This is a genomic window from Massilia sp. UMI-21 (assembly GCA_015277795.1).
Taxonomy (GTDB): domain Bacteria; phylum Pseudomonadota; class Gammaproteobacteria; order Burkholderiales; family Burkholderiaceae_D; genus Telluria.
The window spans coordinates 2,874,719-2,895,945 of the sequence record CP063848.1 but is presented as its reverse complement, the minus strand read 5'-3'; the positions used below and the strand labels follow the sequence as shown (position 1 = coordinate 2,895,945).

At 61.0% G+C, this 21,227-nt stretch carries 23 protein-coding genes and 1 pseudogene; 14 read left to right on the top strand and 10 right to left on the bottom strand.

Annotated elements, in window-relative coordinates:
• Positions 1–77 precede the first annotated feature (77 nt).
• From IM543_12950 to IM543_12925, 6 genes are all read left to right on the top strand, one after another.
• Complete coding sequence (locus IM543_12950) at positions 78–1,844, top strand: copper resistance system multicopper oxidase (protein ID QOY92532.1); 1,767 nt, start codon at positions 78–80, stop codon at positions 1,842–1,844.
• Between the two features lie 491 nt (positions 1,845–2,335).
• Positions 2,336–3,070: a copper resistance protein B gene (locus tag IM543_12945; GenBank protein QOY96664.1), complete on the top strand. Its 735-nt coding sequence runs from the start codon at positions 2,336–2,338 to the stop codon at positions 3,068–3,070.
• Between the two features lie 85 nt (positions 3,071–3,155).
• Positions 3,156–3,485: a four-helix bundle copper-binding protein gene (locus IM543_12940; GenBank protein ID QOY92531.1), complete on the top strand. Its 330-nt coding sequence runs from the start codon at positions 3,156–3,158 to the stop codon at positions 3,483–3,485.
• A 294-nt stretch (positions 3,486–3,779) separates the two neighbouring features.
• On the top strand, positions 3,780–6,488 hold the full coding sequence (locus IM543_12935; protein QOY92530.1) for a TonB-dependent receptor: 2,709 nt from the start codon (positions 3,780–3,782) through the stop codon (positions 6,486–6,488).
• An 88-nt stretch (positions 6,489–6,576) separates the two neighbouring features.
• Positions 6,577–7,269, top strand: coding sequence for a PepSY domain-containing protein (locus IM543_12930; GenBank protein QOY92529.1), 693 nt, complete (start codon positions 6,577–6,579; stop codon positions 7,267–7,269).
• Positions 7,266–9,065, top strand: a complete 1,800-nt coding sequence (locus IM543_12925; GenBank protein ID QOY92528.1) for a 2Fe-2S iron-sulfur cluster binding domain-containing protein — start codon at positions 7,266–7,268, stop codon at positions 9,063–9,065. The genes IM543_12930 and IM543_12925 overlap by 4 nt, the downstream gene beginning before the upstream one ends.
• A gap of 336 nt (positions 9,066–9,401) precedes the next feature.
• Here IM543_12925 and merP read toward each other — a convergent pair whose 3' ends face one another.
• Positions 9,402–9,686: a mercury resistance system periplasmic binding protein MerP gene (gene merP / locus IM543_12920; GenBank protein ID QOY92527.1), complete on the bottom strand. Its 285-nt coding sequence runs from the start codon at positions 9,684–9,686 to the stop codon at positions 9,402–9,404.
• A gap of 12 nt (positions 9,687–9,698) precedes the next feature.
• Positions 9,699–10,043 (bottom strand): mercury transporter MerT, encoded by a 345-nt coding sequence (locus IM543_12915; protein ID QOY92526.1) that lies wholly within the window; start codon positions 10,041–10,043, stop codon positions 9,699–9,701.
• A gap of 65 nt (positions 10,044–10,108) precedes the next feature.
• On the opposite strand from IM543_12915, the gene merR reads away from it, so the two are divergent.
• A complete protein-coding gene (gene merR / locus IM543_12910) occupies positions 10,109–10,507 on the top strand; it encodes an Hg(II)-responsive transcriptional regulator (GenBank protein ID QOY92525.1) in 399 nt (132 codons plus the stop codon).
• A gap of 154 nt (positions 10,508–10,661) precedes the next feature.
• Here merR and IM543_12905 read toward each other — a convergent pair whose 3' ends face one another.
• From IM543_12905 to IM543_12895, 3 genes and pseudogenes are all read right to left on the bottom strand, one after another.
• The gene (locus IM543_12905) at positions 10,662–10,991 is read right to left on the bottom strand and encodes a winged helix-turn-helix transcriptional regulator (protein ID QOY92524.1); all 330 of its coding nucleotides are present in this window, start codon (positions 10,989–10,991) and stop codon (positions 10,662–10,664) included.
• Positions 10,992–11,019: 28 nt separating this feature from the next.
• Positions 11,020–12,234: pseudogene (locus IM543_12900) on the bottom strand (MFS transporter).
• Between the two features lie 53 nt (positions 12,235–12,287).
• Positions 12,288–13,694, bottom strand: coding sequence for an NAD(P)-binding domain-containing protein (locus IM543_12895; GenBank protein QOY92523.1), 1,407 nt, complete (start codon positions 13,692–13,694; stop codon positions 12,288–12,290).
• A 248-nt stretch (positions 13,695–13,942) separates the two neighbouring features.
• Here IM543_12895 and IM543_12890 point away from each other — a divergent pair, with 248 nt between their 5' ends.
• The 7 genes from IM543_12890 (at position 13,943) to arsH (ending at position 18,435) form a co-directional block, all read left to right on the top strand.
• The gene (locus IM543_12890) at positions 13,943–14,467 is read left to right on the top strand and encodes an arsenate reductase ArsC (GenBank protein QOY92522.1); all 525 of its coding nucleotides are present in this window, start codon (positions 13,943–13,945) and stop codon (positions 14,465–14,467) included.
• 10 nt (positions 14,468–14,477) lie between these two features.
• Positions 14,478–14,987, top strand: coding sequence for an arsenate reductase ArsC (locus IM543_12885; protein ID QOY92521.1), 510 nt, complete (start codon positions 14,478–14,480; stop codon positions 14,985–14,987).
• A 91-nt stretch (positions 14,988–15,078) separates the two neighbouring features.
• Positions 15,079–15,423: a helix-turn-helix transcriptional regulator gene (locus tag IM543_12880; protein QOY92520.1), complete on the top strand. Its 345-nt coding sequence runs from the start codon at positions 15,079–15,081 to the stop codon at positions 15,421–15,423.
• Positions 15,424–15,449: 26 nt separating this feature from the next.
• Positions 15,450–15,929 (top strand): arsenate reductase ArsC, encoded by a 480-nt coding sequence (locus IM543_12875; protein QOY92519.1) that lies wholly within the window; start codon positions 15,450–15,452, stop codon positions 15,927–15,929.
• A 77-nt stretch (positions 15,930–16,006) separates the two neighbouring features.
• Positions 16,007–17,287 (top strand): arsenic transporter, encoded by a 1,281-nt coding sequence (locus tag IM543_12870; protein ID QOY92518.1) that lies wholly within the window; start codon positions 16,007–16,009, stop codon positions 17,285–17,287.
• A gap of 12 nt (positions 17,288–17,299) precedes the next feature.
• On the top strand, positions 17,300–17,722 hold the full coding sequence (gene arsC, locus IM543_12865) for an arsenate reductase (glutaredoxin) (GenBank protein ID QOY92517.1): 423 nt from the start codon (positions 17,300–17,302) through the stop codon (positions 17,720–17,722).
• Positions 17,719–18,435: an arsenical resistance protein ArsH gene (gene arsH / locus IM543_12860; protein ID QOY92516.1), complete on the top strand. Its 717-nt coding sequence runs from the start codon at positions 17,719–17,721 to the stop codon at positions 18,433–18,435. Before arsC ends, arsH begins: the two co-directional genes overlap by 4 nt.
• Positions 18,436–18,537: 102 nt before the next feature.
• On the opposite strand, the gene IM543_12855 is transcribed toward arsH, so the two are convergent.
• The 5 genes from IM543_12855 to IM543_12835 all read right to left on the bottom strand — a co-directional run bounded on the left by IM543_12855 (position 18,538) and on the right by IM543_12835 (position 21,209).
• The gene (locus tag IM543_12855) at positions 18,538–18,981 is read right to left on the bottom strand and encodes a nuclear transport factor 2 family protein (GenBank protein ID QOY92515.1); all 444 of its coding nucleotides are present in this window, start codon (positions 18,979–18,981) and stop codon (positions 18,538–18,540) included.
• 25 nt (positions 18,982–19,006) lie between these two features.
• On the bottom strand, positions 19,007–19,945 hold the full coding sequence (locus tag IM543_12850; GenBank protein ID QOY92514.1) for a CopD family protein: 939 nt from the start codon (positions 19,943–19,945) through the stop codon (positions 19,007–19,009).
• Position 19,946: 1 nt separating this feature from the next.
• Positions 19,947–20,312 (bottom strand): copper homeostasis periplasmic binding protein CopC, encoded by a 366-nt coding sequence (gene copC / locus IM543_12845; GenBank protein ID QOY92513.1) that lies wholly within the window; start codon positions 20,310–20,312, stop codon positions 19,947–19,949.
• Positions 20,313–20,376: 64 nt separating this feature from the next.
• Entirely contained in the window at positions 20,377–20,733 is a 357-nt protein-coding gene (locus IM543_12840) for a copper-binding protein (GenBank protein ID QOY92512.1), read from the bottom strand.
• 32 nt (positions 20,734–20,765) lie between these two features.
• Complete coding sequence (locus tag IM543_12835; GenBank protein ID QOY92511.1) at positions 20,766–21,209, bottom strand: DUF411 domain-containing protein; 444 nt, start codon at positions 21,207–21,209, stop codon at positions 20,766–20,768.
• Positions 21,210–21,227 lie beyond the last annotated feature (18 nt).

Sequence of the window (21,227 nt, the reverse complement as noted above, 5' to 3'; positions counted from 1 at the left end):
CATGGGGAACGTTTGGGCCGAATCGAGCAGATTACTGTGTACTGTGCCAGAAGTCGCATGTCGAATCGGAGAACCTTATGAAACGTTCAGTAGTTACTCACGGCTGCGCAAGCAGCTGGCGCCGCCGCTTCCTGCAAGGGATCGGCGCAGCGATAGGCCTCGCGGGCTTCAGCCCTGGCGCGTTGTTTGCCGCGCAGGACAGGCGCCATCTTCGCGGTACCAGTTTCGATCTCGAGATCGGACCGATGCGCGTCAACTTCACCGGAGCGGACCGCATCGCCATTGCGGTCAATGGCCAGGTGCCGGCGCCCACCCTCTACTGGAACGAGGGCGATACCGTCACGATTCGGGTGACCAACCGGTTGTCGGCAGTCAGTTCGATTCATTGGCACGGCATCCTTCTCCCCGCCGACATGGATGGGGTGCCGGGTCTGAGTTTCGCCGGGATCCAGCCAGGGCAGACATTTACCTACCGGTTTGAGGTCAAGCAGAGCGGTACGTACTGGTACCACAGCCATTCTGGACTTCAGGAGCAGCTCGGCTTGTACGGCCCGATCGTCGTACTCCCGAAAGCCGGCGAGTGGGTCGAGGCCGAGCGCGACTATGTCGTGATGCTGTCGGACTGGACGGACGAGAAGCCGGAGCGGGTGCTGGCCAACCTGAAGAAGATGAGCGACTTCTTCAACAACAAACAGCCCACCTTCGGCGAGTTCATCCGGGACGTGCGGAGCATGGGATTCGCTGCGGCCGTGGACAAGCGCAAGATGTGGAACCAGATGCGCATGATGCCGACCGACTTCAGCGATGTGACGGCCAGCCGGAATATCAGCGGGGCACTGCGTTACCTCATCAACGGCTCCACAGCAGAGATGAACTGGACCGGCCTGTTCCGCGTCGGCGAACGAGTGCGCCTGCGCTTCATCAACGGCGCCGCGACGACCATCTTCGACGTGCGCATCCCGGGTTTGAAAATGATCGTCGTCTCCGCGGACGGACAGGAAGTCGAACCTGTCACTGTGGATGAATTCCGGATTTCGGTCGCCGAAACCTATGATGTCATCGTCGAGCCACGAGACGACATGGCGTACACCATCTTTGCACAGTCGATCGGCCGCTCGGGCTTCGTCCGCGCCACGCTGGCACCACGGCCGGGAATGCAGGCTCCAGTGCCCGAGATGGACGAGGCCCAGTGGCTCAGCATGACCGACATGATGGGTGCGATGGCCATGTCAGGCATGCATGGTTCGGGGGCCGCGGGCGGCCATGCGATGGGTGGGCATGCGCAGATGCCAGCGGCCGGCGCGCCGGCAGCGGGCCATCCGCCGAAGGTGACGCATGCGCGCACCGAATACGGGCCGGGCGTCGACATGCACGTCGATATGCCGCGCACCAACCTCGACGACCCTGGCGTCAACCTGCGCGACAACGGCCGGCGCGTCCTGACTTATGCCGATCTGCGCACGATCGGCGGGCCGGTCGATCCACGGGAACCGAGCCGCGAGATCGAGCTTCACCTGACCGGAAACATGGAACGCTTCATGTGGTCGTTCGATGGCCAGAAATTCTCGGAATCCTTGCCGATCCGCTTCCGGTTCGGGGAGCGGCTGCGCATCGTGCTCGTGAACGACACGATGATGAACCATCCGATCCACTTGCATGGCATGTGGAGCGAGCTGGAGTCTCCCGACGGGAAATTCCAGGTTCGTAAGCACACGATCAATGTACAGCCGGCGCAAAGGATCACCTACCGGGTCACGGCCGATGCGCCCGGCCATTGGGCTTACCACTGCCATCTGTTGTACCACATGGAAGCCGGGATGTTCAGGGAGGTGGTCGTATCATGAAAAACCCATCGATCAAGCCTGCGCCTTGCGCGCTCGTGCTGGCGTGCCTGGTTGCGGCGCACGCTGCAGCACAGACGGCAGCTCCAACCCAGCCGCCCCAGTCTACCGGCAGTCACGACATGTCGACCATGGACCACTCGAAGATGGGACACGGGACACCCGCGCCGGCCAGCAAGAAGTCGCCGCAGCAGACACCGCCCAATCCGGCTGCGTCGAATGCTGCTGGCCATGCCGTGCATGCGAACACTCCAGTCGCAGCGCAGAAGGCCCCGCCAGCGCAGGCGGCGGAACACCAGGGTCACGCTACCGGCCATACGGGTCACGCAGCACAAGCAGCAACTCCCGCGAAGCCGCAGGCCCAGCCGGCAACCAGGGCCATGCCCGGCATGGATCATGCAGCCATGCGACACGGCGCAGTTCCCGCAGCAGGAAGCGGTGGCCAGGAACGCGCGGCAGGCCCGGAGGGCGTCATGGCAGGTCATGCCATGCGAATGGGACCCATGCAGGGAGGCGACCCTCCGCCGGACTCCCGGGATCCGAACGCCTATAACGAGGGGACTCGCCACGCCAACTTCGGCAACCACGAAATGAACGACAACGCTCCGTTCGGGAAGGTACTGGTCGACAAGCTCGAAGCAGCCAGGGGCGATGGCGAACACGGTCAGAACCTCGAAGCCGAGGCGTGGTATGGCAATGACTACAACAAGGCCTGGCTCAAGGTAGAGGGAGAGCGCCGGGGCGGCTCGCTCGATTCGTCCCGCACCGAGCTACTGTGGGACCGGGCATTCGCACCGTTCTGGAGTACCCAGTTGGGTGTGCGGCACGACAGCGGTGAGGGTGGCGGAAGGAACTGGCTTGCCGTCGGGGTGCAGGGGTTGGCCCCTTACTGGTTCGAGACCGAGGCCACCGCGTACTGGCGGCCCGGAAGCGGCCTCGCCGCGCGCCTGAATGTGAAGTACGAAATCCTGTTCACGCCCCGTTTGATCCTCGAGCCCGAGCTGGGCGCGAACCTGTACAGCCGCGCGGATCCCGAGCGGGCCACTGGGAAAGGCCTATCCGACATCAACATGGGCCTGCGGCTGCGCTACGAAATCACGCGCAAGTTCGCGCCATACATCGGCGTCACCTGGAACCGCCAGTTCGGCGGAACCGCTGATTACACGCGACAGCGTGGCGGCGACCGGAGCGAAGTCCAGGCGGTGGTGGGAGTGCGCCTTTGGTTTTGATTGACCCGCGGCGCGGCATCGTTCTGCGGCGCGCAAAAGTTTTGTCCTGATAGAGACCGAGACCAACCGTTTTTAGGAGATCACCATGAACCAGCAACACGAAACCTGTATCGAGGCCTGCAATGACTGTGCGGATGCGTGCGACATGTGTGCCGCCGCCTGCCTGCAGGAGGAGGACGTAAAGATGATGGCCCGCTGCATCGCACTCGACATCGATTGCGCTCAGCTCTGCCGGGTCGCTGCCGCCATGATGGCACGGGGCAGCGAAGCGGCCAAGCTCGTCTGCGAGGCATGCGCCGCGCTGTGTGACATGTGTGCCGAAGAGTGCGGAAAGCATCAGATGCAGCATTGCCAGGAGTGCGCTGCGGCCTGCCGCCGGTGTGCCGAAGAGTGCCGCCGGATGCTTGCAGCATGATCGTGACCTGAGCAGGGACAGGCGGCAGGGCAGGACACCTAACTCCCTCCGCCACCAAGTAAGCTCATGCCGGCGCGAATTTGCGCCGGCGCATTCGCTCATTCTGAAATTTTATTCGGAAAGTTTTTGTAAAAATGCGTGTTTATTGCTTATCGGCAGAAAGCGCGCTACATTAAAAATGCTGCGCAATTGTATATACAAGAAGTAATCGATTGCTTCACCCACCATATGCCGCGACCGAAGCTGTAAGCTTTGCGGTCTTATTGCTCTTACAAAAATAGCCCCGGAGGGTAAATGGTTCACAAATTCGTCCCAAGAACGACAGCCGCGCTCGCAATGCTGGTCCTGCAGCAAGGCGCCCATGCACAGCAACCCGCTACCACCGAGAACACCCAGGCGACCGGGATGGAACGGGTCCAGATCACGGGCAGCCGGATCAATCTGCGACAGGAGCAGCTGTCCGGTGTCGGCCCGGTGACCGTGATCGACGCGGAAACCATCCAGCGCTCGGGCGCGATCTCGGTCGAGACGCTGCTACAGCGTATGCCGTCTTCCGCGGGCACCGCGGGGAGCCAGACCAGTGCCTATTGGACCAGTAACGGTTATGGTACCACTCAGGTCAACCTGCGCGGCCTCGGCATCGACCGCACCCTGGTCCTCCTGAACGGACGCCGCGTCGTGTCGGGAGGGACGGGCGCCAACAGCTCGGTCGACCTGAACATGATCCCGGTCGCGATGATCGAGCGGATCGAGGTGCTGAAGGACGGCGCATCCGCGATCTATGGCGCGGACGCTGTCGCCGGCGTCGTCAACATCATCACCAAGAAGGCAATCGACGGTGCCGAGGCCTCTGTCCGGTACGGCAAGACGGAGCGCGGCGACGGCGACGAGAAGTCCGCTGATCTCGTATGGGGTACGCGGAGCGAGCGCGGATCGCTGATGGCGTCGTTGAACTACTCCGAGAGCGGCGCTGTCAACCTGGCGTCGCGTGCGCCTTGTTCACTATTCGAAGAGAATGGCGAACTGGTCTGCTCCGGCAGCTCGTCCACCATCGGCGGCCGTGCCCGCCTCGCGGATGGTCGCCGCGTCAACTTCAACCAGGATCCGAACGGGAATCCACGTGGATTCGAAACCTACAGCGCGGCCAAGCACGCCTACAACAGCAATCCGTTCCTGAACGCGGTCAACCCGATCAAGCGTGTCGGCGTCAGTGCCTTCGGCAATATGCGCCTGACCGATCGGGTGGACATGTTCAGCGAGCTCATGTTCACGAACCGCAAATCGAAGCAGCTGGCGACGCCCGGCGCGATCGGGGTCTACCGTCCGATCGAGATCGCCGCGAACCATCCGACCAACCCGACGGGTCAGAACTTGACCCTAGAGCGGCGCAGGGTGGCCGAGGTGGGGCCACGCTACTTTTTCCAAGAAACGAACACCTTCCGCATCGTCGCCGGCCTCAAAGGCGCGCTTGGAGACAAGTGGGATTGGTCGGCGTCCCTCAACTGGGGCCGCAACACAGGCGTGGATGGGATGACGAACATCATCAACCTGGACCGTGTCGATGCGACCCTGAACGCTGCGACCTGCGGCAGGACACCGACCGCCGCTCCCTGCGGCAATTACCTTGGTTACGGCAACCTGAGCCCGGCGGTGCTGGAGTACATCCACTTCACGACGCGCGACCATGGCGGAAACGACCAGAAGAGCTTCAATGCCAGCATCAGCGGCGAGCTGTTCTCGATGCCGGCAGGTCCGGTGGGATTTGCTTCCGGCTTCGAATACCGGCGTGAGAAAGGCTGGCGGGACCCGGACAGCCTGATCGTGTCGGGCGCGGCAAATACACCTGCCATGGACCCGATTGCCGGCCAGTACAGCGCGCGTGAAGTGTTTGCCGAACTGTCCGTTCCCTTGCTGGCCAAGCTGCCGCTGGTGCAGTCGCTGACCATGAATGCGGCGGCCCGCTATTCCGACTACAGCCTGTTCGGTTCCCAGGGAACCTATAAGCTGGGCCTGGACTGGCAGGTGATGCCGGCGCTGAAAATGCGCGCGAACAGGTCGACGGCCTTCCGGGTGCCGAACGTGCCGGAACTGTTCGGCGGTGTTTCCGAGGGCAACCTGACGACGACCGACCCATGCAACAACTGGAACACGCTCGATCCGAACTCCGCGGTCTACAAGAACTGCCAGGCGTCCGGCGTACCTGCCGGCTACAGGCAGTTCGGCCCGTCGATCCTGACGACCGGCGGCGGCAACCAGAACCTGAAGCCGGAAGAGGCGGATACCTTCACGGTCGGGATGGTGTGGACGCCGTCCAGGGCGCTGACCCTGACCCTCGACTATTTCAACATCGAGATCGACAACGCCATCGAGACGGTCCCGGGATCGACCAAACTGTCGGTGTGCTATAACTCGCCAGGACTGTCCCACATCTTCTGCCGGCCTTCGAGTTTCACCCGCGATCCGCGCACAGGCGAGATCAACTTCCTGTCGTCCCAGCCGGAGAACGCGGCGCAGCAGAAGGTTGCTGGCCTGGACTTCGGCGCCATGTATGATTTCAGCCTCTTCGGCTGGGCCTCGTCCGTCACGGCCGACGTCTCGCGCCTCAACCGCTACGACGTGACGCCATTCCCTGGCGGCGAGGTCATCGAGTACGCCGGCAAGATCACGGGTGGACGAGGAAGCTACGCCAAGTGGCGGTCGACGGCATCCCTGACGGCGTCCAACGGGCCGTGGTCGGGTTCCTATACGGTCCAGTATATCGGCAAGGCGGACGACATTAACGCCGCACCGGAGGACATCGGCTCGCACGCACCGAGCATCTCGTATCACAACGCTAGCGTGAAGTACGCATTCAACAAAGCGATGGCACTCTCGTTCGGGGTCGACAACCTGTTCGACAAGCGTGCCCCGTATATCCAGAGCTGGACGGACGGGAACACCGATACGATGACCTACGACCTGCTGGGTCGCCGCTGGCACGTTCGCCTGGGCTACAAGTTCTAGCCATTCAATGATGCCGGGCGGTCCGCGAGCATGTATGCTTCGCTCCGGTCCGCCCAACTGACCGGGTAACTTTACTATTACAACAACTATGCAATTAGCTTTCTGGGTGCGACGCGCCCACAAATGGATCGGGCTTGTCATCGGCGTGCAGGCGCTGCTCTGGATGATCAGTGGTCTCTACATGGTCGTCGTCCCGCTGGAGGTGATCCACGGCGACCACCTTGCCCACGTCCCGACTGAGAGGCTCAACCCGTCAGCCACCCGTATCAGCCAGTCTCGCCTGCACGAGGCCTACCCAGGCCTCACCGCCGTTCGCATGAAAAGCCTGCTTGGCAAGGAAGTCTACGAGATCAAGCATGGCAAACAAGCAAGCCTCGTGGACGCCGCCAGTGGCAAGAAGATCAGCCCGCTCGATCGCGACCAGATCGTTGCCCTCGCGGATGCGGCCTACGCGGGGGAGGGCAGCATCAAGGGCGTCGAATGGGTGACGAAGGCGCCGCAGGAAGTCGGTTCACGGCCTGTACCGCTGTGGGCCGTCCATTACGACGAGCCAGGCCAGACGACGCTGTACTTTTCCCCGCATACCGGGGACCTGGTGGCCAGAAGGCATGAGCTCTGGAGGTGGTTCGATTTCCTGTGGATGTTCCACATCATGGACTACGAGGAGCGTGAGAACGTGAACAACACGCTGCTGCGCACGGCCTCGATTACCGGCCTGCTGTTTGCCCTCATCGGAGCATGGCTGCTCTTCTACAGCTTCAACCGGAGGAAGCAGGCATGAGCCATTGGATGAGACGATTGCACAAGTGGGTCGGGGTGATCCTGGCGATCCAGTTCCTGCTGTGGATGTCGAGTGGGGTTGTCATGAGCCTGCTCGACGCGAACAAGGTTCAGGGACGCGAATTCCGCATCAAGCCGCCGGCGCCGCCGGCATGGCCGCGCGACGTGCTCAGTACGGACGCCGTGCTTGCGGCCAGCCGCGACAAGGTCATGGCGATTACTTCCGGCTGGCTGCTCGACCGGCCGGTATATCGGCTGCAGAACGACAAGCGCAGCTGGCTCGTCAGCGCCGCAGACGGGAAGGCCGTGGCGGTGGACGCCAGCTTGGCAAGGGAGATTGCCCGTGCATCCTACTCCGGAAGCGGCAAGGCCGGCACGCCCCGCCTGCTGAACTTCACGCTGGAGGCCCGCGCCCACAAGGAGCCCGTCTGGCGCGTCGACTTCGACGATGCGGACGAGACCTCGGTCTATGTCTCCAGCCGGTCGGGAGCCGTGCTCGAACACAGGAACAGTACCTGGCGCCTGTTTGACCTGTTCTGGATGCTTCACATCATGGACTACGGCGAGCGGACCAACTTCAACAATCCCTTGCTCGTCTCCAGTGCAATCGGCGGATTGTGGATGGCACTGACGGGTGTCTGGCTGCTGTTCGTCAGCGTCCGACTTGCGGAATTCGTCCCGAGCCGCTGGCGCCGGCGCCGTACCGTGAATCTGGTCGACGGCAGCGGCACGACGCAGCGCTCGGTCGAGGCGGTGCAGGGCGATACCGTACTCCAGGCGCTTTGCCGCTCGGGCCTGCAGCTGCCGTCGAACTGCGGTGGCGGCCAAAGCTGCGGCCTGTGCGAAGTGAGATGCGTTGGCCAGGCGCCCGAACCTACGAGCGCAGACCGTGCGCTGCTGTCGCCCCGGAAGCTCGAGGCGGGATACAGGTTGGCCTGCAACCTTCCCGTGAAGCGCAGCCTCGATGTCGATATCGGAAATGCCCTGGCAATGCCGGCCGAGCGGATTGGAATAGTCACCAGCGTGAGACCGGTTACGCCCTTCCTGCGAGAGATCACCTTAAGCCCCCAAGGCCGTGTCGATTGCCGTCCAGGTGCCTACGTACAGATTCATGTTCCTCCGTATGAGCGGGACGCCAGCCAAGTGGAAGTCCCGGAGCATCATCAGGACGACTGGCGCGCGATCGGTACGCTGGCTAGTCTCGCAAATGATACGCCAGTACGCAGGTCGTACTCGGTATCGGTGCCGGTCGAATGCGCAGGCTGGCAACTGACTTTTCTGGTTCGCTTCATGCCTGGAGAACGGCCGGGCAGGGGATCAGGCTACATGTACACCCTGAAGGTGGGCGACGAAGTTCGCTTCAGCGGCCCCTTCGGCGATTTCGCACTGAAGCCGGGATCGCGCGAGAAAGTATTCATCGGTGGCGGCGCCGGGATGGCGCCCTTGCGCGCCATGATCCATGAGCTCCTGACAAAGGGGGAGACCGAACCACTGCACTTCTGGTACGGGGCGCGCAGCCGGCGCGATGCGCCGTATGTGGACGAAATGCAGGCGTTCGCAGCGAAACACCCGAATTTCGAATGGCACCTGGTGCTGTCCGAGGAAAAGGCAGGGGACGGGGCGCCAGCGGGACTGGTACACGAAGCCGCGCTGGAGAGTTTGCGCACGCACCCGGACATCGCATCGCTCGAGTTCTACGTGTGCGGTCCCCCGGCCATGCTGACGGCGACACAGGCAATGCTGCGCGGCCTTGGTGTAAAGGAAGAAAACGTTGCCTTTGACGATTTCAAGATCTGATCGTAGGCTTGGTATGTAACGGCCAAGTCCTCCGTCGAGCAGAGCCGCGGGTCTCTTACGCGGCTCTGTCAACATGCCATGCCATCACTATAACCAGCTACAGGATGCATTTCGGCGACAGCCCAGCTTAACCACAGCAGGGGCGCTCAAGCTGGATAGGCGGGCACTTCACTGTGCCGTAAGAGCAAAAAACGCAGCAGTCTCCGGCCTTTGGGCGCAGCACGTTGGCGCAGCCCTCGCATGCATAGTAAAACTGACAAGCGTCAGTCGGCATGATTTCCTGTTTGCTGTGTCCGCAATGCGGACAGGTCAGGACCGACTCGAGGGTTGCATCGCTCATTGCACTTTCCTGGCCGTCGAAGGGAAGCCTGCGTCGGTCGTCGCCTTGGTCAGTATTGTTACGCTAGCCTTGTCGGAGTCGAGTTGCACAGTGGCCGTCTTGCGCTCGTAATCGATTTTTACGTCAATCACGCCCGGAACTCGCTGTAACGCTTTTTTAACGGTGATTGGGCAAGTCGCACAGCTCATGTTCTGCACGTCGAGGGTCAGGGTTTGCGACGTACCGGCGATGGCTGGACTGGCAAGCAATATCCCGGCGATAGCGATGTTAAAGAAGTGCATCGAAGAATCCTTTCAGTAGAAGAGCGCGGCGTACAAGGGGAAGGTCAGTAGCAGTATGACTGGCAAGGAAATGAGCCAAAACAGAATGCGTTGGTTCCTCAAGACATGGTCATCGGAACAGGCGTCATCAGGGGGGCACGCGGGCCGGCGCAGATACAAGTTATGGAATGCAGTACCGAGGAACAGTACCGTAAGCGCGGTGAGATAGGGGCTGTAGGGCTCCAGCGCGATAAGCCGGGATGCCCAACCGCCGCCGACGCCCAGCAATAGCAGGACGAGCGGGCCCGCACAACAAGCCGATGCTCCCAGCGCAGCCAGCACACCCGCGACTAGCGGTCCTTTCGTTCCCATCTTCATGTTTATCCTGATCGGTTTAAGACAGAGATAGGATAAACTCCGTATATAGATACGGAGTCAAGCGCATGCCTGAGAAAATGACCATCAGCCGCTTGGCTGACGCCGCCGGTGTGAACGTCGAGACCGTTCGCTTCTATCAACGAAGTGGATTGATCGATGAGCCGGAACGGCCAAGTTCCGGCTACCGCACCTATGGCAACGAAGATGTACGCCGAATTCGCTTCATCAAGCGCGCACAGCTTCTGGGCTTTACGCTTGAGGAAATTTCGAGCCTGCTCAAGCTGGAAGGTTCGGGGACATGTTCGAGCACGCGCGCTTTGGCGGCGAAAAAGCTCGCCATGGTAGAGGCCAAGATAGGCGACCTTCTGGCGATGAAGTCAGCACTCGCCGGAATGGTTGCGCGCTGCGACAGTGGGGCTCCGGATACAAGCTGTCCAGTCATTCAGGCATTGATCGACGACTGACTGTGCGGCAGGCCACTGAATATAAAACCAGAGTCAGTGCTGCGATAACTCCGTATATCACCGCGTAATGGCAGCGAAATGAAGCTTCATTCTCGGCGATAGCAGACCTACCCAAATGCACTTCAGACGATGATGCCGATCGCTCGTCTTCATTCTAAAAATCTTGTACTACTGCTTTGAACTGTAGAAGCCGTTCGTGATTGACACAATAGCAAACCCGTTGCACATCCGATGACCCTTCGATCAAGCCCGCATCCTTCAGGATCGAGACGTGCTTGGAGATTGTCGATGGCGCCAAAGGCAGCACGTCCGCCAGGCTGCCGAAATAGCACTCGCCGTAATCGATAAGATGCCTGAGCAACTGCACTCGCGCGGGGTGTGACAGTGCCTTGCACATGCGTGCGAGGTCATCGACATCAATTTCTTTTCCCGGGGTGTTGCGGGCGTCCGGGGAGCAGCAGGATTTAGACATGGAAACGCTCATTCGTTATTCGGCGAACGCAGCTTAGTGGTCAGGCTGTGTTCTTGTCAAAGGCTTTCGCGATCGATGGCGAGCTGCCGATACTCACGGCACGCAGGTAGAAGACGAGGGAGGCGATGGAAACGGCCAGAAGCACGATGAGCAGCATTGTGGTCCCACCCTCCGGGCGCAGTAATGCTGCAGCTGCGAGCGGCCCTGCAGCCTTCGATAGTAGCGATGGCCCTGCCAACGCACCGGAGATCGCCCCGTAATGCTGGCGGCCAAACAAGGCTTGCGGGATCGAGCCGCGTACGATCGTCAGGATGCCATTGCTCACGCCGTACAGCATGCAGAACAGGGCAACAATCCATGCATTGGCTCCAAACAATACGAGCACGAGCAGCGCAGCAGGCAGCATTGCGAAGGTCAAAATTCCTACGATTTGCAGAGACGTATTGCGGCCGAGCGTCATCTCCCCGATACGTCCGGCTACTTGCATTGGACCGATCAGCGAGGCCAACAAGACAGCCGTGGACAGTGACAGTCCCAGGCGCTCGAGCAGTGGGATCAGGTGCACCGACATCGCCGAAAAGACGAACGTGTTAGCCGAAATGGCCAATGCCAGCGTCCAGAACGCGGGGTGACGCAATGCATGTTTCAAAGTGTGCCCCTGGTCTTCGGCACTGAGATGATGTCGAGGCTGCCGCACAGGGGCCGCGCCAAGCCATAAGTGCAAAGGCATGCAGAGAGGCAGCTGCATGACAGCGAAGCACGAATTGGTATCACGCCAGCCAAAGACCGTATCCAGCTTGGCGGTGAGCGGCCAGAGCAGCGTACTGGCAAAGCCGCCAAACAGCGTCAGGGTCGAAATCGCTTGCCTTGAGCCGGTCTCGTACTTGCGGTTAATCGTTGCGAAAGCTGCCTCGTACAGTGTGAGGGCCATCGCGATGTCGATCAGCGTCCACGCGATGTACAAGGAAACGACACCGCCAGCACGGCTTAGTACGGCCAGGCCAATGGCGCAAACAAACGAACCTAGGGCCATTACGTAGCGGCCCCCTTAGCGGTCGAGCAGGATGCCGGCAGGGGGCGCCGCCAGGCCAGCCGCAAGAAGATTCCAGGAGAAAGCGCCGAAGACGAGCTCAGGCGAGAGGCCAAGCTCAGGCTGCACACCGGCGGCCAGGATCGTAAAGGCGTAGTACAGCGTTCCCCAGGAGACGATTTGGGTAATCGCCAGTATGCCGATGGTTTTCGAAGGCTGGGACATGGAATGTTCCGATTGGGCGCTGCCGGCATCTGCCGGCAGCGGGTTCAGTCAGCTCAAGCGCAGCAGGTGGATTCGGCTGGCTTGCTGCAGCCGCAGGCGCCGGTCGGCGACGGCGCGGGAACGCAGCAGGCAGCGGCTGCTGCCGGCGCAACATTGCAGCACGAGCCCGTCGGCTCAGGTGCTGCCTCGTATGCCAGCCGCGTGTTGCACACTCCGGTTTCCGGCAAGTCCAGCTGGACGTCATCCGCCGCAGCCATGTCTCCTACCAGGGCTGCTGCCACCGAGCGAACCTGCTCGTAGCCCGTCGCCAAAAGGAAGTTGGGGGCGCGGCCATAGCTCTTGGCACCGACGGCGTAATAACCAGATTCCGGATGTGCCAGTTCCCGGTGACCGTGTGGACGCACGGTACCGCAGCTATGCTCGTTCGGATCGATCAGCGGTGCCAGCGCATCCGTGCTCTCAAGCCACGGATCATGACGGACCCGAAGCTCCCGCGTGAGTGCGAGATCGGGCCGTGCGCCGGCAGCACAAATGATCCGGTCGATTCCCTCGATGACCGGGGCCGGACCGTCGATCGGCTCGGCGGTCACGGCGATCTTGCCATCGGTCTCGGCCAGCTCCAGGATCCGGAAGTTCTGCCGCATCTCGAGGCCGCCCGAATCGCGTAATGCCTTCAAACGCAGCCCAAGCTGCCCACGCGCCTTGAGAGCGTCGGCTTCACCGCCGCCAAAAAACCGTGCCAGCTGGCTGCCGCGCGTCACCCACACGATACGCGTGTCCGGATGTTCCTGGGTAAGCTGGGCGAGGGCGAGCAAGGTGCCTGCTGCAGAATGGCCCGCTCCCACTACCATGACCTTTTTCCCGGCGTAGGTTTCGCGGGCTGAACCAAGAACGTCCGGCATGCCATAGTCGATCCGGTCGGACAGCGCCTGTTCGCCGAGCGCTGGGATGCCGTCCGCACCCAGAGGATTTTGGTGTGACCAGGTACCGGTAGCATCGATCACGGCACTGGCCAAGAACTGGCACGAGCCATCCGGCGTGTTAGCACGAATGAGGAATGGCGCGCTTTCACGCCCCTTTGTCTTGACCTTGTCGAACCCCGGGCGCGTGATGGCCGTGACGCGGTAGCCGAGCAGCAGATTCGAGTTCACCTCGCGAATCGAAGCCAGTGGGGCAAGATAATGGTCGACCAGTTCGCCAGCGGTCGGCAATTCTTCGCCTGCCGGCTCACTCCATCCTTGTCCAAGCAGAAGGCGGCGGGCAGCCTTGTCGATGTTGTACTGCCACGGCGAGAACAAGCGAACGTGGCGATAAGTCGCAAGGTTCGCACCGATGGCAGCACCTGCTTCGAAGATCAGGGGCGTTAGACCGCGTTCGATCAGATGGGCCGCTGCGGCGAGCCCGACTGGACCTGCGCCGAGCACTGCGACTGGCAAGTTTTGTGCGTTCTCATTTTTCATGTTTGCTCTCCTTAAGTGGCTTGACTGTAGTCGACCCGCATGGAAACTATTCGTTATTCGACAAAATACGAATTGCGTGCCGCTTGAAGACGCATGCAGACGTGCTGTTTGTCAGCACCGCGCGAGGCTGGCAATAGCCGTTATTCGCCATTCGACGAATAAAGAATATATCGGTGTCATCAAACGGTCAAGAAACTTCGATATATTTCGAATAGTCGTATGAACAACCCGTCTGCCTGGAGGCCGCGATGACTGACCACGAAACATTCAATGTGCTTTTCCTTTGTACCGGTAACTCGTCGCGCAGCATCATCGCCGAGGCCATCCTTAATGCGATCGGCGCCGGCCGCTTCAGTGCTTACAGCGCAGGGAGCCATCCGACCGGTTCTGTTCACCCGCTGGCAATGGAGGCGATCGAACATCTTCGTTTTCCGTATGCTGATCTGCGCAGCAAGAGCTGGAATGAATTCGCCGCTGCCGATGCACCCTACATGCACTTTGTAATTACGGTATGCGACAGGGCAGCTGGCGAGGTTTGCCCGCGCTGGCCCGGGCATCCAATCACGGCCCACTGGAGCTTCGAAGATCCCGCGACATTTGTAGGCAGTGCGCAGGAGCATCGGCAGCTGTTTAGCAAGGTGTGCCGTGAGATCAAGAACCGCTTGGATATCTTCGCGATGCTGCCTTTCGCGAAACTTTCACGCATGGCCATCGAGGAAGAGCTGAGCGCCATTGCCCGCCCAGATGCGAGCCTTGAAAACGCCTCGCGTTAACGGACAGACGATGGCAGGCAAGAGCTACAGCGTTCTCTTTCTTTGTACCGGCAACTCGTCGCGCAGCATCATGTCGGAAGCACTGTTGACTGTGCTGGGCAGGGGGCGCTTCATGGCATATTCCGCGGGAAGCCGCCCGGCAGGTGTCGTCAATCCATTGGCAATCGAACAGATAAAACGGTTCGATTCCAGCTTCCCGGTAGCGGCGATGCACAGCAAGGGCTGGCTCGAATTCGGGCAGCCTGATGCGCCGCACATGGACTTCATCATCACCGTATGCGACAGCGCGGCCGGAGAGGTGTGCCCCCATTGGCCGGGACACCCGACGACGGCGCATTGGGGCTACCCGGACCCGGCGCAGGTTTCTGGTAACGACAGGGACAAGCAAGAAGCCTTCAGGCAGGTCTTCTTGCAGATCAAAAAGCGGGTCGAACAGTTCGTTTCGCTGCCCTTGGAGTGGCTGGAGGACGACTCGGTACGCCGCGAAGCCGTCCGGGCAATCGCCGAGAGGAAGCTGTAAGGCGCTGTTCCCGACCGTCACGCATATGACTCCTTGCTGTAATGGCTTCAATTCCAATATACTAGAAATATCAAATAGAAGGGTACATGTCATGGACACTAAACCGGCAATCGCTGCCCTGGCTGCACTAGCCCAGGAATCGCGGCTCGCCACATATCGCCTGCTGGTCCAGGCGGGCCCGGCCGGGCTGCCAGCGACCAGGATCGCCGAGGCGCTCAACGTGCCGCCGTCCTCGCTTTCTTTCCACCTCAAGGAACTGTCGCACGCTGGCCTGGTGGTTCCGCGCCAGGACGGGCGCTTCATTATCTACTCCGCGAACTTCGACACGATGAATGCCTTGCTGGGCTTCCTCACCGAGAACTGCTGCGGCGGCAATCCCTGTACGCCGGTCGGCAATGCCTCCTGCGACAGCGCTGACGCCGCTGCAACAAACTGATCTATTTTTTCTACGAAAGGCTTTCCGTGAACGTACTTTTCCTCTGCACTGGTAACTCCTGCCGCTCGCTCATCAGTGAAGCAGTCTTCAACCATATCGCCCCTGAAGGCCTGCATGCCATCAGTGCAGGCAGCCAGCCAATTGGCAAACTGAACGAAAAAGCGGTTGCACTGCTGGCAAGCAAAGGCATCTCCACGGAAGCTTATTACAGCAAATCGTGGAATGACCTGCCGGTTACGCCAGACGTCGTCGTCACCGTGTGTGCCAGTGCCGCTGGCGACACATGCCCGGTTTATCTCGGCCCCATTCTGCGCACGCACTGGGGCGTCGAAGACCCTGGCCACGTGGTCGGCACGGAAGAGGAAATCAACACCGCATTCGAAAAAGCCTACGCCACGCTGCGCGCACGGATCGAGGCCTTTCTTGCATTGCCGCTGGAAGAACTGAAGGGCGACCGGGAACTATTCAAGGCGGAGCTCGACCGAATCGGCCTTATCGGCGCCTGAACACGCCGGGTCTCATGATGGCCGGGCATGCCCCCGGCCTTTTTTCGTGGTGAACCACCACCGTCCAAAGGATTTTTGTGCTGATCGCTTTTCTCATCTTTCTGGCAACCTTGATCTTCGTTATCTGGCAACCGCGCGGCCTCGGCATCGGCTGGAGCGCGTCCACCGGTGCGGTCGTAGCCCTACTTGCAGGGGTCATCCAGATCAGCGACATCCCTGTCGTCTGGAACATCGTCTGGAATGCCACTGGGGCCTTTGTGGCCGTCATCATCATCAGCCTGTTGCTGGACAAGGCCGGTTTCTTCGAATGGGCAGCCTTGCACGTGGCGCGCTGGGGCAAGGGCAATGGCCGGCGCCTGTTCGTCCTGCTCGTCCTGCTGGGTGCGGCAGTGGCCGCGCTGTTTGCCAATGACGGCGCCGCGCTGATCCTGACGCCTATCGTCATCGCCATGCTGGTTGCCCTGCGCTTCTCCGCACGCGCAACGCTTGCCTTCGTCATGGCTGCAGGCTTCATCGCCGATACCGCCAGCCTGCCGCTGGTGGTCTCGAACCTCGTCAACATCGTATCGGCCGACTACTTCGACATTACTTTTGCGCGCTACGCTGCGGTCATGGTGCCGGTCAACCTGGTGTCGGTCGCAGCCACGCTCGCCGCTCTGGTCTGGTTCTTCCGCAAGGACATCCCGGCCGACTATGACCTGGCCCAGCTCAAGCGTCCAGAAGAGGCGATCCATGACCGCGCCACCTTCGTTACGGGCTGGTGGGTGCTGACGATGCTGCTGGTTGGATTCTTCTGGCTGGACGATGTCGGCATCCCGATCAGCGCTGTCGCCGCGGTGGGAGCAGTGGTGTTGCTGGCCGTCGCCGCACGTGGCCACCGGATCTCGACGCGCGAAGTGCTGCGCGGTGCGCCATGGCAGGTGGTCGTGTTCTCGCTGGGTATGTACCTGGTGGTCTACGGACTGCGCAACGCTGGCCTCACCGATTACCTGACGGCGCTGCTGGACCGCTGCGCCGAATATGGCGTGTGGGGTGCGGCGCTCGGTACCGGCTTCATCACCGCTATCCTGTCGTCCATCATGAACAACATGCCGACCGTGCTCGTGGGCGCACTGGCGATCGATGCCACTGCCACTACCGGCGTGGTACGTGAAGCGATGGTGTATGCCAACGTGATCGGCGCTGACCTGGGACCGAAGATTACCCCGATCGGCAGCCTGGCGACGCTGCTGTGGCTGCACGTGCTGTCGGCGAAGAATATCCAGATTTCGTGGGGATACTACTTCCGCGTGGGTATTCTGCTGACGCTGCCGATCCTCTTCGTCACCCTGTGTGCGCTCGCCGTTCGCCTGAGCTGAAAAGGAGTCACCATGGACGTCACGATTTTCCATAACCCTGCATGCGGCACCTCGCGCAACACGCTCGGCCTGATCCGCAATGCGGGGATCGAACCGACCGTGATCGAGTACCTGAACAATCCGCCTGATCGTGTGACCTTGGCCGACCTGATCCAGCGCGCCGGGGTGACGGTGCGGGGCGCAGTTCGCGAGAAGGGTACGCCCTTCCTCGAGCTCGGCCTGGACAATCCGGCCATGACGGACGAGCAGCTGCTCGATGCGATGCTCGCCCATCCGATCCTGATCAATCGCCCGTTCGTCGTTACGCCGCTCGGCGTGCGGCTGTGCCGGCCGTCGGAAGCCGTGCTCGACATTTTTCCTGCCCAGCAGCAGGGCGCATTCACGAAAGAAGACGGCGAGCCAGTTGTGAACGCCGAAGGAAAGCGAATCAAATGAACAAGATCCCGAATCTCCCCAACATCAAGCCGGAGTTGCTGGACCAGCCGACGCTGGAGAAGCTCGCGCAGGTCGGCGACATGAGCCATCCGCCGCGCATTCTCATGCTGTATGGCTCCTTGCGCGAGCGCTCGTTCAGCCGCTTCCTCACCTACGAGGCCGCCCGGATCCTGGAACACTTCGGCGCCGAGGTGAAGATTTTCGATCCGATGGAACTGCCGATGGTGGGAAGCGTGCCTGAGACACATCCGAAGGTGGTCGAGCTGCGCGAGTTGTGCATGTGGTCGGAAGGCCAGGTGTGGTGCAGCCCCGAACGTCACGGTGCGATTACGGCCGTGATGAAAAACCAGATCGACTGGATTCCGCTGGAAATGGGGGCGGTACGCCCCAGCCAGGGACGTACCCTGGCGGTGATGCAGGTGTGCGGCGGGTCGCAGTCGTTCAATGTCGTGAATACCCTGCGCCTGCTGGGACGCTGGATGCGCATGTTCACGATCCCGAACCAGTCTTCGGTGCCGATGGCGTACAAGGAGTTCGACGACGAAGGACGCATGCGCCCATCGGCTTATTACGACCGCATCGTCGATGTGATGGAAGAGCTATTCAAGATCACGCTGTTGATGCGTGGCCGGACCGATTACCTGACCGACCGGTACAGCGAGCGAAACGAGCATGCGCAAAAGGCAATCGACCAGCAGATCAACAGACTTTGACCGGAGGATGGATGTCCGCCGCGCTGCATGCGGACATTCCGATCTGCTCGCAGGTACCATGTTCCTCGCACCGCGAGCTGTGTTTGCACAGCCCTGCGGTGATCACTTCGCTTTCTTGGAAGACCAGTGCACGTGAACGATGGACCAGGAATCGCCTTTTTTTTCAAGGACTGCCGTGCCGGTTCCAAAAACGTGCACCGGTTTTCCCCGAGACGTACCCGTGGTTTCGGATTCTTCCCACACGACAGCGGTATTCCCATCGATGCGCTCGGTCTGCTTCAGCACTTTCCGGGTCGAGTTCTTGGCAAATTCCATGTCGCCGCCTAGATGATGGCTGGCGTATTCATCTCGGGATCGCTCGACGTAGCCTGATTCGTAGATCGCAATCTCCGGGGAAAGCAGGCTGAGCGCCTTCGCCTTGTCGCCGCTGGTGAGGGCTTCATGGAAGGATGCGAGCGTCTCTTTCGGTGACGCCGCCTGGCTTGCCGAAGAAACCGCAATGAGGAGGGCGCTCAGGACGAGAGCCGGAATGGTTTTGCTTTTCATTATTATCCCTTGGACGAAGAAGTGCTCACGACGCCGTTGGCGGTGAGGTGGAACTCAGGACGGCAGCTGCGATGAGCACGGCCACCAGGATGACAGCTTCGAGCTGAAGGATCAGGGCGAACTTCCCATTGGCCCCGCCTTCCGGCTTCGGTTTGCGCAGTTGTGCCAGCAGCTTCGGCATCACGACGAACCGGTTCAGGCCACCCAGCGCGGCTGCGCACAGCACCAGTCCGACCTTGATGAGCAGGGTCGTTCCGTATGGATTGCCGAGGACGTTCTCGAAGCTTCCCAGCCCGCGCCAGGCGCTCAGGACACCCGTGATGAAGATGCCGACCAGGGCGACAGTGGCCGATGTCGACAGCGATGTGATGAAGCGGGCGCATTCGCCCCGGTTCTTCGACTCCCATTCAGGCGGGGAGCGCAGCGTGACCAGGCCGGCGACGATGACTTCGCCTACCCAAAGGCTGACTAGGACAAGATGGACCCAGTCGACCAGCACAGACCAGGTGAAATCACCTGCGGCGCCGGCGTGGCTCACCATACTGCGGGCATATAGCAGTACGCCGAGCGCCGCTGCACGGATGAGCGGCGCTGCAGCACTCGGCCGGACACCATTGCGTGTGCGAAGGGTGAAGGAGACGACCAGCAGCGCTGCTGCGCCGATCATCCAGGCGAGGCCGTAATGAGTGGCGGTGATAACGGACCGCACTGCAGGGAAGGCCTCGCTTACCGGTACCTCCGCCATCGATGCCGCTTCGAGCCACAGCACTGCGACATACGCCATCGCTGCCGCCGCGACGGCGAAGACCAAGACCTTGCGCAAGCGCGGGACCAGGCCGATTCCCCATGCCGACCGTGCGCTGCGCAGCCAGACATGGGCTGCGCTGGCGCCGACAAGGATGGCCAGCGACAGGTTCAGGACGACCGTGACGAAGCGTTGAGCCAGTGTGAGGTCGGACTCCATGTCACTTTACCCGAAAGTCGAACTGGCCTTTGACCTTGTGGCCGTCCCGGGTGACGGTGGACCATTGGACACGCCAGGCCCCGGAATGCAGGGTCGGAACCGTCGCCACCAACACCTTGGGATTGGCATCGTCCAGGGCGGTCTTGCTTGGCTCGACGACGGCACCTTTCTCGTCGATCAGTTTGACCTTGCTGAACGGCAGCTCAAGCTGCTCGCTGAACTGGAGGCGAACCTGCGAAGGCGCCGGACTCACCACTGCATTGGCCAGTGGCGCAGAAGACTCGAGTTTGGCGTGAGCGGATGCCGCGGAAGTGGCCACCAGTCCGAGAACTGCTACTGCCGCTGCAAAGAAGGATTTGGTTTTCATGCTATCTCCTGGAAGGCTCGAAAAACGCGATCAGGCGTATCGAGCCCTGGTTCGCGGATGCTGCTTACTTGGCAGCCTGGAGCTGGACGATCGTGACTGCACCGTTGACGCGGTCGGCTGCGAACTTGACCTTGTCGCCCGCCTTCACCTGGTCAAGCATGGCCGGATCCTTGACGCGGAACACCATCGTCATGGCGGACATGTTCAGGTTCTTCAGTTCGCCATGGCGCAGCGTGATCTTGCCTGCCTCCTTGTCGATCTTCTTGACTTCGCCTTCGGTGAGTTCGGCCGTCGCCGGTGCCGCATGGCCAGCATGTGCGTCATGAGCGCCATGGCCGCTGTGGGCGCCGTTCTGGGCGGCGGCAACGGAAGCTGCGGCGGCCAGGGTGATAGCAAGAGTCAGTTTCGAAAATGCGTTCATGTTCATTCCTTTCGTTGGTGAAGAAATAGCGTTCAGTTGTAGTGCTTGAATACTTTGGTGCTGCCGTTGACCTGTACCAGCAGGACGTCGAACGGATCCTTGCGCGGGCCTTCCATGCCCGGTGAGCCGAGCGGCATCGCCGGAACGGCCAGTCCTTTCGCTTTGGGCTTCTCGGCAAGCAGGCGCTTGATGTCGCTCGCCGGAATGTGGCCCTCGATGGCGTAGCCGCCCACCATTCCGGTATGGCAGGAGCCGAGTTCGTTCGGGATTCCACCGCGTTCGCGGTAGTCCGAAGGGTTGTCGACGTTGACCACCCTGGTCTTGAAGCCATTCGATTTCAGGTGCTCCACCCAGGCGGTGCAGCACCCGCACGAGGCGCTCTTGAAGACGTCGATGACCGGTGCGGCCGCCATTGCGAGCACCGGAGCGCACAAGGCGGCGGCGAGTGCTGTTTTGCTTGCTAGTCGTCGGATCATGAGTTCGTCCTTTCCCGT